This window comes from Cypionkella sinensis, from assembly GCF_042646385.1.
Lineage (GTDB): Bacteria > Pseudomonadota > Alphaproteobacteria > Rhodobacterales > Rhodobacteraceae > Cypionkella > Cypionkella sinensis.
This window is the reverse complement of the sequence record NZ_JBHRTO010000001.1, coordinates 1708490-1721367: the sequence shown is the minus strand read 5'-3', so window position 1 is coordinate 1721367 and position 12878 is coordinate 1708490. Positions and strand designations below refer to the sequence as shown.

At 63.0% G+C, this 12878-nt stretch carries 10 protein-coding genes; 6 read left to right on the top strand and 4 right to left on the bottom strand.

Translation table 11 applies throughout. The features are described from left to right. The first annotated feature begins 23 nt into the window (after positions 1–23). Complete coding sequence (locus ACFOGH_RS08600) at positions 24–788, top strand: NAD kinase (protein WP_380072659.1); 765 nt, start codon at positions 24–26, stop codon at positions 786–788. A 108-nt stretch (positions 789–896) separates the two neighbouring features. Here the strand turns inward: ACFOGH_RS08600 and ACFOGH_RS08595 are convergent, their stop codons facing one another. From ACFOGH_RS08595 to ACFOGH_RS08580, 4 genes are all read right to left on the bottom strand, one after another. After that, on the bottom strand, positions 897–2342 hold the full coding sequence (locus ACFOGH_RS08595; RefSeq protein ID WP_380072658.1) for a sigma-54-dependent transcriptional regulator: 1446 nt from the start codon (positions 2340–2342) through the stop codon (positions 897–899). A gap of 8 nt (positions 2343–2350) precedes the next feature. Further along, positions 2351–3862 (bottom strand): response regulator, encoded by a 1512-nt coding sequence (locus ACFOGH_RS08590; protein WP_380072657.1) that lies wholly within the window; start codon positions 3860–3862, stop codon positions 2351–2353. A gap of 48 nt (positions 3863–3910) precedes the next feature. Beyond that, positions 3911–5803: a propionyl-CoA synthetase gene (locus ACFOGH_RS08585; protein WP_380072656.1), complete on the bottom strand. Its 1893-nt coding sequence runs from the start codon at positions 5801–5803 to the stop codon at positions 3911–3913. Between the two features lie 429 nt (positions 5804–6232). Further along, a complete protein-coding gene (locus ACFOGH_RS08580) occupies positions 6233–8512 on the bottom strand; it encodes an NADP-dependent malic enzyme (protein WP_380072655.1) in 2280 nt (759 codons plus the stop codon). Positions 8513–8570: 58 nt separating this feature from the next. Here ACFOGH_RS08580 and ACFOGH_RS08575 point away from each other — a divergent pair, with 58 nt between their 5' ends. From ACFOGH_RS08575 to ACFOGH_RS08555, 5 genes are all read left to right on the top strand, one after another. Continuing rightward, the gene (locus tag ACFOGH_RS08575; protein WP_380072654.1) at positions 8571–8765 is read left to right on the top strand and encodes a hypothetical protein; all 195 of its coding nucleotides are present in this window, start codon (positions 8571–8573) and stop codon (positions 8763–8765) included. Further along, entirely contained in the window at positions 8765–9835 is a 1071-nt protein-coding gene (locus ACFOGH_RS08570; protein WP_380072653.1) for a cupin domain-containing protein, read from the top strand. Before ACFOGH_RS08575 ends, ACFOGH_RS08570 begins: the two co-directional genes overlap by 1 nt. A gap of 115 nt (positions 9836–9950) precedes the next feature. Then, the gene (locus ACFOGH_RS08565) at positions 9951–10343 is read left to right on the top strand and encodes a cytidine deaminase (protein ID WP_380072652.1); all 393 of its coding nucleotides are present in this window, start codon (positions 9951–9953) and stop codon (positions 10341–10343) included. Continuing rightward, entirely contained in the window at positions 10343–11650 is a 1308-nt protein-coding gene (locus tag ACFOGH_RS08560; protein ID WP_380072651.1) for a thymidine phosphorylase, read from the top strand. Before ACFOGH_RS08565 ends, ACFOGH_RS08560 begins: the two co-directional genes overlap by 1 nt. Beyond that, entirely contained in the window at positions 11651–12847 is a 1197-nt protein-coding gene (locus tag ACFOGH_RS08555) for a phosphopentomutase (protein ID WP_380072650.1), read from the top strand. It begins immediately after the preceding gene. Positions 12848–12878 lie beyond the last annotated feature (31 nt).

Sequence of the window (12878 nt, the reverse complement as noted above, 5' to 3'; positions counted from 1 at the left end):
GCTTGGGCTATAAGGATTCTGGCGTGCCGTTCAAAAACATCGCCTTTGTGGCCAGCACGACCCCTGCCGCGCAAGAGGCCCTTGCGGAACTGGTGGCGCTGCACGGGCAGGTTCAGATTGCGGCGGCGGATGTGGTGGTCGCGCTGGGCGGCGATGGGTTCATGTTGCAGACGCTGCATGAAACCCAGCCGCTGGGATTGCCGGTTTACGGGATGAATTGCGGCACTGTGGGGTTTCTGATGAACACCTTCTCGGCTGATCTGCTGCCTAAACGGCTGGCGGTGGCGGAGGAGGCGGTGATTCATCCGCTGGCGATGACGGCGGTGTCGGTGGATGGCTCGGTCACGCAGGCTTTGGCGATCAATGAGGTGTCGCTGCTGCGGGCGGGGCCGCAGGCGGCGAAGGTGCGGATCTCGGTCGATGGGGTGGTGCGGTTGCAGGAGCTGGTCTGCGACGGGGTGCTGGTGGCGACGCCTGCGGGATCGACGGCCTATAATTATTCTGCCCATGGGCCGATCTTGCCGATTGGATCGGATGTGCTGGCCTTGACCCCGATGGCAGCGTTTCGGCCCCGGCGGTGGCGGGGGGCGTTGCTGCCGAAATCGGTGGTGGTGCGGTTTGATATTCTGGAGCCGGAAAAACGCCCGGTGCGGGCCGATGCCGACAGCCGCCCGGTCACGGATGTGGTGTCGGTGGAAATCCGGTCGGAGCCGTCGATCCGGCACCGGATTTTGTTCGATCCGGGGCATGGGTTGGAAGAACGGCTGATCGTCGAGCAGTTTGCCTGAAGGCTGCGGTCCCGCGTTGGCGCTGGTATAAGGTGGATTGAAAACAGTGACTTGGTTGTTGTCATTCATCATGCGCCAACGCTTTCCGGTGCCGAAATTGGCTTGGGGTTAGCGCTGCGCCCAGCCTTCGATCTTGCGGTAAAGGGTGGAGGGCGACAGTTCCAGCACGCGGGCGGCTTTGGGGACCGAGCCGTTGTGGCGGGCAAGGGTGGCTTCGATCACCATGCGCTCGACCTCGGCCAAGGGGCGGCCCAGCAGCGCATCCAGCACCAGCGGCGCGTCTTGCGGCACCTGCGGGGAAGGCGCGACAGGTGGCGGGATCGCAGCTGCCTCGGCCTGTTGCGGGAGGCTGGCGGGCAGCATGTCAGCGGTCAGCAGGCCGCCTTCATGCAGCACGGCGACGTTGCGGATCACGTTCAGCAGTTGGCGCACATTACCGGGCCACGGCAGGCGGCGGAACAGCGCGCGCACTTCGGGGGCCAGCCCGTCAAACTGCTTGCCTTCTTCCTGCGCAAAGCGGGCAAGGGCTGTTTCGGCGATCTCGATCACATCATTGCCGCGTTCACGCAGGGGGGGCATGTGGATCGGCACCACGAACAGGCGGTAGAACAGATCCTCGCGGAACTGGCCGCGCCGCACGGCATCCATCGGGTCGCGGTTGGTGGCGCAGACGATACGGACGTTAACCTTTTTGGGGCGAGTCGCCCCGACGGGCACGACGGTAGAGGTTTGCAGGAAGCGCAGCAGTTTGGTTTGCAGCGCAGGCGCCATCTCGCAGACTTCATCGAGAAACAGCGTGCCGCCGTCTGCGGCTGTGGCCGCCCCCGGTTTGTCGGAAATCGCCCCGGTGAAGCTGCCTTTCATATGGCCGAACACTTCGGATTCCAGCAAATCCTGCGGGATCGCGCCGCAGTTTAGCGCGATGAACGGGCCTGCGGCGCGCGGGCTGTTGCCATGCACCGCCAGAGCGCACAATTCCTTACCAGTGCCGCTTTCGCCGGTGATGAACACAGTGGCCATCGAGCGTGCCACCGAGACGATGGTCGCATGGATATGCGCCATCGCATCGGACGAGCCGATAAAGCCGCTGCCGATCGGGGCGGGCGGGACGGTGGGGTTGACCGGAATTGCGGCGGGGGCCACGGCTGTGACCGGGGCAGGCTTTGGTGGCGGAGCGGTTTGAGCTGTCTTGTGGGCATTGGCCACAACATTCAGCAAGCGCGCCTCGTCAAAAGGTTTGACCAGAAATTCATGCGCGCCCGCCCGCATCGCTTCAACTGCCTTGTTGATCGAGCCATGCGCGGTCATCACCACAACATGCAGGCTGGGATTCAGTTGCAGCATCTCGCGCATCAGATCAAGGCCGTCGCGGTCGGGCAGCACGAGATCGAGCAGGATCACCTGCGGCGCGGCCTCGCGCATCAGTTCCAAGCCTTCGGCGGCGGTGCCTGCGGTGACGACGCCGTGGCCGGATTTGGTAAGTGCTGCGCGATACAGCAGTTGCAGCGAGGGCGTATCCTCGATCAACAGAATAGGCGGCAGGGGTGGGGTCACGTCTGCTCCTAAGCCGGGTCGCGCGGGGAGGGATTCGAGATGGGGGGCGGCGAGATCTTCTGATCAATGAAATGAATCAGCATGTCGAGTTGTTCAAGGGTCTGCGGCAACAGCCGCTGCAAAGCTTCGGCATCGGGCACGGGTTGATGCGCCAGAGCGTTCATGGATTGCGCCAGTTGATGCAGCAGATTGGCCCCGGCGGTGCCCGCCAGCGCAATCATCACATGGGTCTGGCGGCGGACCTCCAGCCAATCGGGGCCTTGGGCTGCGGCGAGCAGGCCACGTTCGGCGGCGCGCAGGTCTTTTTGCAAATGATCCAGCAATTCGGCGGCCATTTTCGGCCCGGCCATGTCCAGCAGGTCCTGGAATTGTGCGGGTTCGATCTGGGCTGGGCTGGGCTCTTGACCGGGCTTGCGCTGCAACACCTGCAAAAGCGCATCGCAAAGCGTGCTGGCATCGAGTACCGGCTTGCACAAGAGGCCATCTGCCCCTGCGCTTCGGATCGCGGCCTTGTTGGCGCGCATCTGGTAAGCGGTGACGGCAAGGATTGGCAGTTGCGCCAAGGCGCCGGGTTGGCTGCGGATATGGCGGATCACCTCGAGCCCGCTGGTATGGGGCATTTCGATGTCAATCAGCAAAGCATCGAAGCGGGCTTGGCCAAGGTGCTTGAGCACTTGCAGCCCGTCAGCGGCCTCAGTCACCTGTGCGCCTTGGCTGGCGAGATATTGGACCATCAGCAGCCGCCCGGTTTCGCTATCATCGGCGATCAGCACACGCCGGCCTTGCAGGGTGCCGGTTTTGGCCGGGATCACCGCAGGCGGCGGCGCTGTCGGCATCTGCGGCAAGGGCAGCAGCACCACCACTTCCGCCCCGCCTGCGGCATGATTGGCGGCGCTGATCTGGCCGCCCATCTGGGTGACGATCTGCCAGACGATGTGCAGCCCCATGCCCGAGCCGGGTTTTTCGGCAGAGGTTTTGTCGTGGTTGTCACAGGCGTAAAGCCGCGCCAGCGTGGCGGGGGCAAAGCCCTTGCCCTGATCCTGCACGGTGATCTGCATGTGATGGCTGGCGGTGATCTGCAATATACAGGTGATCGTGCCTGCATCGGCGTAGTGCAGTGCATTGTTCAGCAGGTTTGCCAGAATACGCTCCAACCCCGCCGGATCAAACGGCAGTTGCGCGGGCAGGCCGTTGGCGTGCAGATGAAACGCCAGCCCCTTTTCGGCGGCGCGCGCGGTCCATCGCAGGCGCAAGCTGTGCAGCAGATGTTCGGTGTGCAGCGCGACGGGCAGCGCAGATGGGTGCAACGGCGTTTGTGTCAGCAGGGCCAGCGCCTGTTCCAGCAGCAAAGCCAGTGCTTCGCTGGCGGCTTGGGTGCGCGCGAGATGGCCGCGCGGGGCGGGGGGCAGCAGGTCAGGCTCGATCAGCCGCAGACCACCGATCACCTCGGACAGGGTCGCACGCAGATCGTGGCCCAAAAGGGCAACGGTCTGTGCATCAGGAGGTGCCGCGTTGTGCATGGCGCCAAGGTAAGCGCTGCGACAGCTTTGTCTAGGGGGCCTTGGGCCTCACGGCTGGGCATAGCCGATGGTTTGCAGGGCGGAGCGGATTTCATCCAAACTGGACGGATCGTCGATGGTCGAGGGCATTTTCCATTCCGTGCCATCGGCGATTTTCACCATGGTGCCGCGCAGGATCTTGCCGGATCGGGTTTTCGGCAACCGATCCACCACCACCGCGCGTTTGAAATCGGCAACCGGGCCGATCTTGTCGCGCATCAGTTGCACACATTCCTTGATGATGGCTTGCGGATCGCGGGTGCAGCCCTTGTTCAGGCACAGAAAACCAACCGGGCTTTGGCCCTTCAGCGCATCGGCCACGCCAACCACCGCACATTCGGCAACGTCTTTGTGGTTGGCCAGCACCTCCTCCATCGCGCCGGTCGAAAGCCTGTGGCCTGCGACGTTGATCACATCATCGGTGCGCGCCATGATGTAGAGATAGCCATCTTCATCGACATAGCCCGCATCGCCGGTCTCGTAATAGCCGGGGAAATGCGACAGGTAGCTTTTGACAAAGCGATCTTCGGCGTTCCACAGCGTCGGCAGGGTGCCGGGCGGCAGCGGCAGTTTCACGGTGATCGCGCCCAAGGTGCCGGGGGGCACCGGATGGCCGCCTTCATCCAGGATTTGCACATCAAACCCCGGCATCGCCACGGTGGGAGAGCCGATCTTCACCGGCAAAGCCTCGATCCCCAAAGGGTTGGCGGCGATGGCATAGCCGGTTTCGGTTTGCCACCAGTGATCAATCACCCGGATATTCAGATGGTTCTGCGCCCAATGGATCGTATCGGGGTCGGCACGTTCGCCCGCCAGATACAGCGCCTTCATGCTCCGCAGATCGTAGGCAGAGGGCAGGGTGCCGTCAGGATCTTCGCGCTTGATGGCGCGCAGCGCGGTGGGGGCGGTGAAGAACGCCTTCACCTTATGCTCGGCAATCACCCGCCAGAACGTGCCCGCATCCGGGGTGCCCACGGGCTTGCCTTCGAACACCACGGTGGTGCAGCCGGCAATCAGCGGCGCGTAGCAGATGTAGGAATGACCCACTACCCAGCCGACATCGGACGCCGCCCAGAACACATCGCCCGGACCGCAATCATAGATCGCGCGCATCGTCCAGTTCAGCGCCACCAGATGGCCCGCCGTGGGGCGCACGACCCCTTTCGGCGCACCCGTGGTGCCCGAGGTATAGAGGATATAGGCCGGATGATTGCCCGCCACGGCGACACATTCGGCGGGTTCGGTGCCGTATTGAAAGCTGTGCCAAGCGACATCCCGGCCGGGAATCAGGGCTGCAACCTCTTGTTCGCGTTGCAGGATCACGCAGAAATCGGGCTTGTGGCTGGCCTGTTCGATCGCCGCATCCAGCAGCGGTTTGTAGTGGATGACCCGGGAAGGCTCGATGCCGCAACTGGCGGCGATAATGGCTTTGGGGGTGCAGTCGTCGATCCGCACCGCCAGTTCTGCCGCTGCAAAGCCGCCGAACACAACCGAATGGATCGCCCCCAGCCGGGCGCAGGCCAGCATCGCCTCTAGCGCTTCGGGCACCATCGGCATGTAGATGATCACGCGGTCGCCCTTTTCGACGCCCTTGGCGCGCAGGGCCCCGGCGAGAGAGGCCACGCGGGTTTGCAATTCGGCATAGGTGATGGCGTGTTTGGTGCGTGTGACCGGGCTGTCGTGGATGATCGCCAGTTGATCGCCGCGCCCGGCGAGAACGTGGCGGTCTACCGCGTTCCAGCAGGTGTTGACGCTGGCATCGGTGAACCATTCATACAGCGGCGCGCGGCTGGGGTTAAGGGCTTTGGAGGGCGGCTTCACCCAATCAATCTTTGACGCTGCATCCATCCAGAAGGCTTCCGGGTCGGCTTGCCAGCCTGCATAGATCTCACGGTATACCATTGTATGCCTCCTCCAAAGCTGCGGCTGTCTTAGGCAAGCCCGCTTGAGTCGCGCAAGGATCGTGACGCGCTTGCGAGATAAAGTTTGCATATATTGCGCGAGGATGGGCGCAAATTTTTGCAAACTAGTGTGGTTTGTAGGGGTTCTGAGCGATTTGACGCGGGGTTTGCAAAGTTTTCAGGGGCGGGAATAGGCATCATGATGCAACGGCAGTTGGCCTTGCCCGATTTGGCCAGTGCCAAATCGGGCCGCGCCTGCGTGCCCCCGGCAGGCGCGATTTCGCGCCCGCCAGTCAGGCGCGCCCCGATTTCCACAGCGACGGCTTGCGGCTTCACGCCCCTTGCTCGACGGCCTTCAGCCTTACGAGCAACGAACCAGAAAACTCTGCCCCGCAGAGTTTTCTTTCGGTTCGAAGTAACGCGTCGTCGCCTAGCCGTAATGCGCCACCGGAGTGCCTGCGATGGCCGACATGTTCAGCAGGCCGCGCGCGGTGATCGACGGCGTGGCGATATGGGCGCGGTTGCCCATGCCCATCAGAATCGGGCCGACCTCAAGCCCGCCTGCCTTCAGTTTCAACATGTTACGCGCGGTGGAGGCTGCGTCAGAATAGGCGAAAACCAGCACATTGGCGGGGCCTTGCATCCGCGAACCGGGGAAGATGCGGGCGCGCAGTTCGGGGTCCAAGGCGGCGTCGGCGTTCATCTCGCCTTCGTAGGTGAAATCCACCTCGCGGGCGTCAAGGATTTCCAGCGCGTCGCGCATCCGACGCCCCGAGTCGCTGTCAAGGTTGCCAAAGCTGGAATGGCTGCACAGCGCCACTTTCGGCTCGACCCCAAAGCGCTTGGCGTGACGCACCGCACCGATCACGGTTTCGGCGATTTGCGCGGCCGAAGGCACGGCGTTGATCTGGGTGTCGGCGATGAACAGTGGGCCATCCTCGAGGATCATCAGCGACAGGGCGGCGCGGGGATGCAGGCCATCGCGAGCTAGGATTTGCCGCACATAGCCCAGATGCCACAGATATTGGCCGAAGGTGCCGCAGATCATGCTGTCGGCATCGCCACGATGCACGGCGATGCCGGCGATGGCGGTGGTGTTGGTGCGCATCACGGCGCGCGCAATATCTGGGGTGACGCCCTGACGCGCCATCAACTCGTGGTAGGAGCCCCAGTAGTCGCGATAGCGGTGGTCGCTTTCGGGGTTGATGATTTCAAAGTCCTTGTCGGGGCGGATCGGCAGGCCCGCGCGCTCGCAGCGGGTCGCGATGACATCGGGACGGCCGATCAGAATCGGCTTGTCGGTCATCTCTTCCAGCATCGCATTGGCGGCGCGCAGCACGCGCTCATCCTCGCCCTCGGCAAAGATGATGCGGCGGCTGACGGTGGCGGCGGCCTCAAACACCGGGCGCATGATCAGTGCCGATTTGAACACCGAGCCGTTCAGCTTTTCGCGGTAGGCATCCAGATCGGTGATCGGACGCGTGGCGACGCCGGTTTCCATCGCGGCCTTGGCAACGGCGCTGGCGACCACGCCGATCAGACGCGGGTCGAAGGGTTTCGGGATCAGATAATCGGCGCCGAAGGTCAGCTTTTCAGTGCTGTAGGCGGCGGCGGCCTCGGCGCTGGTGGTGGCGCGGGCCAGCGCTGCGATGCCGTCAATGCAAGCCAGTTGCATCGCGTCATTGATCACGGTGGCGCCAACGTCCAGAGCACCCCGAAAGATGAACGGGAAGCACAGCACGTTGTTGACCTGATTGGGAAAATCGCTGCGCCCGGTCGCCATGATCGCATCGGGGGCGACGGCGCGGACGGCGTCGGGCATGATCTCGGGGTTGGGGTTGGCGAGGGCGAAGATGATCGGGCGCGGGGCCATTTTGGCGACCATCTCCGGCGTCAGCACGCCGGGACCAGACAGGCCAAGGAACAGATCGGCACCTTGGATCACTTCGGCCAAGCTGGCAGCAGTCGTGCCTTGGGCGTAAGCGGCCTTCTGCTCGGTCATCTGCTCGTTGCGGTCCTTGTAGACAAGACCCGCCAAATCGCAGAGCCAGACGTTTTCACGTTTGACGCCCAGTTTCAGCAGCATGTTCAGGCAGGCGATTCCCGCGGCCCCCCCGCCGGTGGAAACCACCTTGATATCGGCGAAATTCTTGCCCGCCACGTGCAGCGCATTGGTTGCGGCAGCCCCAACAACGATGGCGGTGCCATGTTGATCATCGTGGAAAACCGGGATTTTCATCCGCTCACGGCATAATTGTTCAACGATGAAACAATCGGGGGCCTTGATGTCTTCAAGGTTGATCGCACCAAAGGTCGGCTCTAGCGCGCAGACGATATCGGCCAGCTTGTAGGGATCGGGTTCGTTCAGCTCGATGTCGAAACAGTCGATGTTGGCGAATTTCTTGAACAGAACCGCCTTGCCTTCCATCACCGGCTTGGAGGCCAAAGCGCCAATGTTTCCAAGGCCCAAGACGGCGGTGCCATTGGTGACAACTGCGACCAGATTACCGCGCGCGGTGTAGCGCGAGGCGGTGGCAGGATCGGCCTTGATCTCAAGACAAGCCTCGGCCACGCCCGGCGAATAGGCGCGGGATAGGTCACGCCCGTTGGCAAGTGGCTTGGTCGCGCGGATTTCCAGCTTTCCGGGTTTCGGAAACTCGTGATAATCCAGTGCCGCTTGCCGCGCGTTGTCGTGCCGTGCCTCTTCCATCCGAACCTCCCGCAGATTTATAGTTTACCCTTAAACGGCTTTTTATCTGACGCCAACTATGGCTTTTTCACATGACCTTTCCTTGCCGATTTGGCAGGGTTTGGTCGCAGCAATGCTGGCAGGTTTACCCAATGCAACGCGTATCGCAAAGGCAAAGCGAATTGGTGATAGCTCGTATCACAAGAAATCGCTTGATCTGAAAGCTTCAGGTTTGAAACATATTGGCAGAGAGTCCGATGAGGGGAAAAGTTGATGTCTGATATTCGCGCTGAAATCGTGTTGCCAACCACAGACCTGCGCAAGGATTTGCCGTTCTTCACCAAGACCTTGGGGATGCGGATGGATATGATCTATCCGGCGGATAATCCAGCAGTGGCGGTGATTTCGGGCCATGGCTTGCGGCTGCGGCTGGATGCCGACAGCAAGGCCGCCCCCGGCTTGCTGCGGATTCTGACCGATGATCCGATTGCGGATGGCGCGAAGGCACTGACCTCGCCCGGCGGCACCAGCGTCGAAATTGACGAGCTGAACCCGCCGCTGATCCTGCCGAAAACCGAACATGCCTTTGTGGTGCGTCGTTTGGCCGATCAAGCGCCTTGGGTGATTGGCCGCGCCGGTATGGAATACCGCGATCTGATCCCGACACGGCTGGGCGGGGCGATGATTGCCAGCCACATCCGGGTGCCGGATGGCCCGGTGCCGGATATGGTGCATTACCATAAGGTCGGATTTCAACTGATCTTCTGCGTCGCAGGCTGGGTGGACGTTCTTTATGAAGATCAAGGCGGTATCCTGCGGATCGAGGCGGGCGACTGCTTTATCCAACCCCCCACCATCCGCCATAAAGTGCTGCATTCCGAGGGCGTGCAGGTGGTGGAAATCGGCGTTCCGGCCGAGCATGTCACCGAGATTGACCACAATATGACGCTGCCGAATGGCACGGTGAACCGCGAACGCGAATGGGACGGCCAGCGCTTTGTGCATAACATCGGCAGCACCGGGGCCTTCGCGCCGTTCCGTATTCCGGGGTTTGAGGCGCGCGACACCACGATCAACGCCAATACCAAGGGCGTGGCAAGCGTGATGGTGGCGCGGCCTGTAGGCGTGGCACCTTGGACGAAACATCAGGGCGACATTCTGTTCAGCTTTGTGATGAGCGGCGAGATGACTTTGGAGGGTGAGGGCAAAGACCCCTACCGGCTGTCGCCCGGCGATGCCTTTGTGATCCCGCCGGGGATGGCGACGCGCTATTGGGAATGTTCCAGCGACCTGCAACTGCTGGAAGTCTCGCTGCCGGGCAATCCAAAGACTGAGGTCCTCTGACATCCTCTGCGCTCAAATATCCTGGGGGTGCGGGGGCTAGCCCCCGCGCACGCTTGCCATTTGACGCGAAGCGGCACAGACTCTGACCAAAGGATCAGAAAACCGGAGTCCGCTGATGTCGCTGTTAAACGCCGCAACCGAAGTACGCCTGCGCGCCTATGCGCCCTATTCGCGCTTCAAGGTAGGTGCAGCCATCCGCTCGGTTGAGGGCAATCTGCATGTCGGCTGCAATGTCGAGAATGTCGCCTACCCCGAAGGCACCTGTGCCGAAGCCGGGGCGATTGCGGCGATGATCGCGGCGGGGGATACCCGGATTGCCGAGATTGCCGTGATCGCCGACAGCCCGGAACCCGTGCCCTGCTGCGGTGGCTGCCGTCAGAAAATCGCAGAATTTGCCGATCAGGGCGTGCGCGTAACCCTTTACACCACCGACGGAAAATCGAAGGTGTTGAGCGTGGCCGAGCTGCTGCCCGGGGTGTTCTCGGCGGCGCATATGGACAAGATCTGATGGATGCCCGCGCCATCATTGTGCGTCTGCGCGATGGCGAGGTGCCCTCGGCGGCGGAGTTGCAGTGGTTTGCGCAGGGGCTGGCCTCGGGTGCGGTCAGCGATGCGCAGGCCGGGGCGTTTGCGATGGCGGTGCTGCTGAAGGGGCTTGGTGATCAGGGCCGCGTGGCGCTGACGCGGGCCATGCGCGACACTGGGCATGTGCTGGAATGGGATATGCCTGGGCCGGTGCTGGACAAGCATTCCACCGGCGGGATCGGCGATTGCGTGTCGCTGATGCTGGCCCCGGCACTGGCGGCCTGTGGGGCCTATGTGCCGATGATCTCGGGCCGGGGATTGGGCCATACTGGCGGCACGCTGGACAAGCTGGAGGCTATTCCCGGCTTCAAGACCGGGCTGAGCGAGGATCAGTTGCGGCGGCAGTTGCGTGATACGCGCTGCGCGATCGTCTCGGCCAGCGCCGAAATCGCGCCTGCGGATCGCCGACTTTATGCGGTGCGCGATGTGACGGGAACGGTCGAGTCGATTGATCTGATCACCGCCTCTATCCTGTCGAAAAAGCTGGCGGCGGGGCTGGAAGCGCTTGTTCTGGATGTGAAATGCGGCTCTGGCGCGTTCATGAAAACAGTGGCCGAGGCTGAGGATTTGGCGCGGGCTTTGGTGGCCACCGCGCAGGGGGCGGGCTGTATGACGGCTGCGCTGATCACCGATATGAGTCAGCCTTTGGCCACGGCGGCGGGCAATGCGCTGGAGGTGATTGAGGTGATGGAGACGTTAACCGGCACATCCGTCAACGCGGCGCTGTGGGACATCACCATGGCGCTGGGCGGTGAGGCTTTGGCCTTGGGCGGGCTGGCGGCGGACCCTGCCGATGGCGCGGGGCGGATCGAGCAGGCGTTGGAATCGGGCGCGGCGGCGGAATGGTTTGGCCGCATGGTGGCAGCCCAAGGTGGGCCGCTGGATTTTGTCGAACGCTGGCCGGATCGCTTGCCTGCGGCGACGGTGATCCGCGAGGTGCCCAGCGTGCAGCCCGGATTTGTCACCACGATTGACGGGCAGGCTTTGGGGCTGGCCGTGGTGGGTCTGGGTGGCGGGCGGCAGCGCGAGGGCGACAAGCTGAACCTGTCGGTCGGGCTGTCGGATCTGGCGGGCATCGGCGAGGATATCGGCGCGGGCGATCCGCTCTGCATGGTGCATGCGGCGACGGAAGCTGCGGCAGAGGAAGCCATTTTGCGGGTGCAGGCGGCTTACCGGATGGGCCCTGTGGCCCCCGCCGACCCGGATTTGATCATCAAAAGGATTGCCTGAATGGCGCGCGCGTTTTTGATCGTGATGGATTCCGTCGGCTGTGGTGGTGCGCCGGATGCGGGCGATTTCGGCGATAAGGGCGCGAATACGCTGGGCCATATCGCCGAAGCCTGTGCTGCGGGGCGGGCAGAACAGGGGCGGTCTGGCCCGCTGCGGATGCCCAATCTGGATGCTTTGGGTCTGGGGGCGGCGATCAAATTGGCCTCGGGGCTGGATGCGCCTGGCTTGGGCGCGGTGCCCATGGGTCGCTGGGGGGCTGCGACAGAAGTGTCGCGCGGCAAGGATACGCCCTCGGGGCACTGGGAATTGGCGGGCGTGCCAGTGCCGTGGGATTGGACCTATTTTCCCGACAAGATCCCGGCGTTTTCCGATGATCTGGTGGCGCTGGTGTGCAAGCTGGCGGGGACCGAGGGGATTTTGGGCAACTGCCATGCCTCTGGCGTCCCGATCATCGAGCAGCATTGCGCCGAACACCTGCGCACCGGCTGGCCGATTTGCTATACCTCGGCGGATAGCGTGTTCCAGATCGCCGCGCATGAGGAGGCGTTCGGCTTGGAGCGGCTGTTGAAACTTTGTCAGGATCTGGCGCCGCACCTGCACGCGATGAAGGTGGGCCGGGTGATCGCGCGGCCGTTTACGGGCACGCCGGGGGCATTCAAGCGCACGGCGAACCGGCATGATTACGCGATGGACCCGCCCGCGCCGACGCTGCTGGAATGGGTGCAGGGCGCGGGGCGCAGCACCCATGCGATAGGCAAGATCGGCGATATCTTCTCGATGAAGGGCATCGGCAAGCTGTGGAAGGGTAAGGGCGACCTTGACCTTTTCGATCATCTGGATCGGCTTGCAGGCGAGGCGGAGGACGGTTCTTTGACCTTTGCGAACTTTGTCGAGTTTGACACGCTTTACGGCCATCCGCGCGATGTGGCGGGCTATGCCCGCGCGCTGGAATGGTTTGATAGCCGCGTCGGGGCACTTTTGCAGCTGCTGCGCCCCGGCGATCTGGCGATTTTCACCGCTGATCATGGCAATGATCCAACCTGGACGGGCACAGAACACACGCGCGAGCGGGTGCCGGTTTTGTGCGCAGGAGTCGGTGTGGGTGAGATCGGCTTGCGGGCGTTTGCCGATGTGGGGGCCAGCGTGGCGGCGCATCTGGGGGTTGCGGCGCAGGGCGTCGGGCGGTCGTTTCTGTGAAAAGGGCGAGGGGCTAGCCCCTCGCGCTCCC

What these genes read in the sequence shown, in the direction of transcription:
- ACFOGH_RS08590 (WP_380072657.1), bottom strand. Translation starts at nt 3,862, where the DNA reads ATGCACAACGCGGCACCTCCTGATGCACAGACCGTTGCCCTTTTGGGC.
- ACFOGH_RS08585 (WP_380072656.1), bottom strand. Translation starts at nt 5,803, where the DNA reads ATGGTATACCGTGAGATCTATGCAGGCTGGCAAGCCGACCCGGAAGCC.
- ACFOGH_RS08580 (WP_380072655.1), bottom strand. Translation starts at nt 8,512, where the DNA reads ATGGAAGAGGCACGGCACGACAACGCGCGGCAAGCGGCACTGGATTAT.
- ACFOGH_RS08575 (WP_380072654.1), top strand. Translation starts at nt 8,571, where the DNA reads ATGGCTTTTTCACATGACCTTTCCTTGCCGATTTGGCAGGGTTTGGTC.
- ACFOGH_RS08570 (WP_380072653.1), top strand. Translation starts at nt 8,765, where the DNA reads ATGTCTGATATTCGCGCTGAAATCGTGTTGCCAACCACAGACCTGCGC.
- ACFOGH_RS08565 (WP_380072652.1), top strand. Translation starts at nt 9,951, where the DNA reads ATGTCGCTGTTAAACGCCGCAACCGAAGTACGCCTGCGCGCCTATGCG.
- ACFOGH_RS08560 (WP_380072651.1), top strand. Translation starts at nt 10,343, where the DNA reads ATGGATGCCCGCGCCATCATTGTGCGTCTGCGCGATGGCGAGGTGCCC.
- ACFOGH_RS08555 (WP_380072650.1), top strand. Translation starts at nt 11,651, where the DNA reads ATGGCGCGCGCGTTTTTGATCGTGATGGATTCCGTCGGCTGTGGTGGT.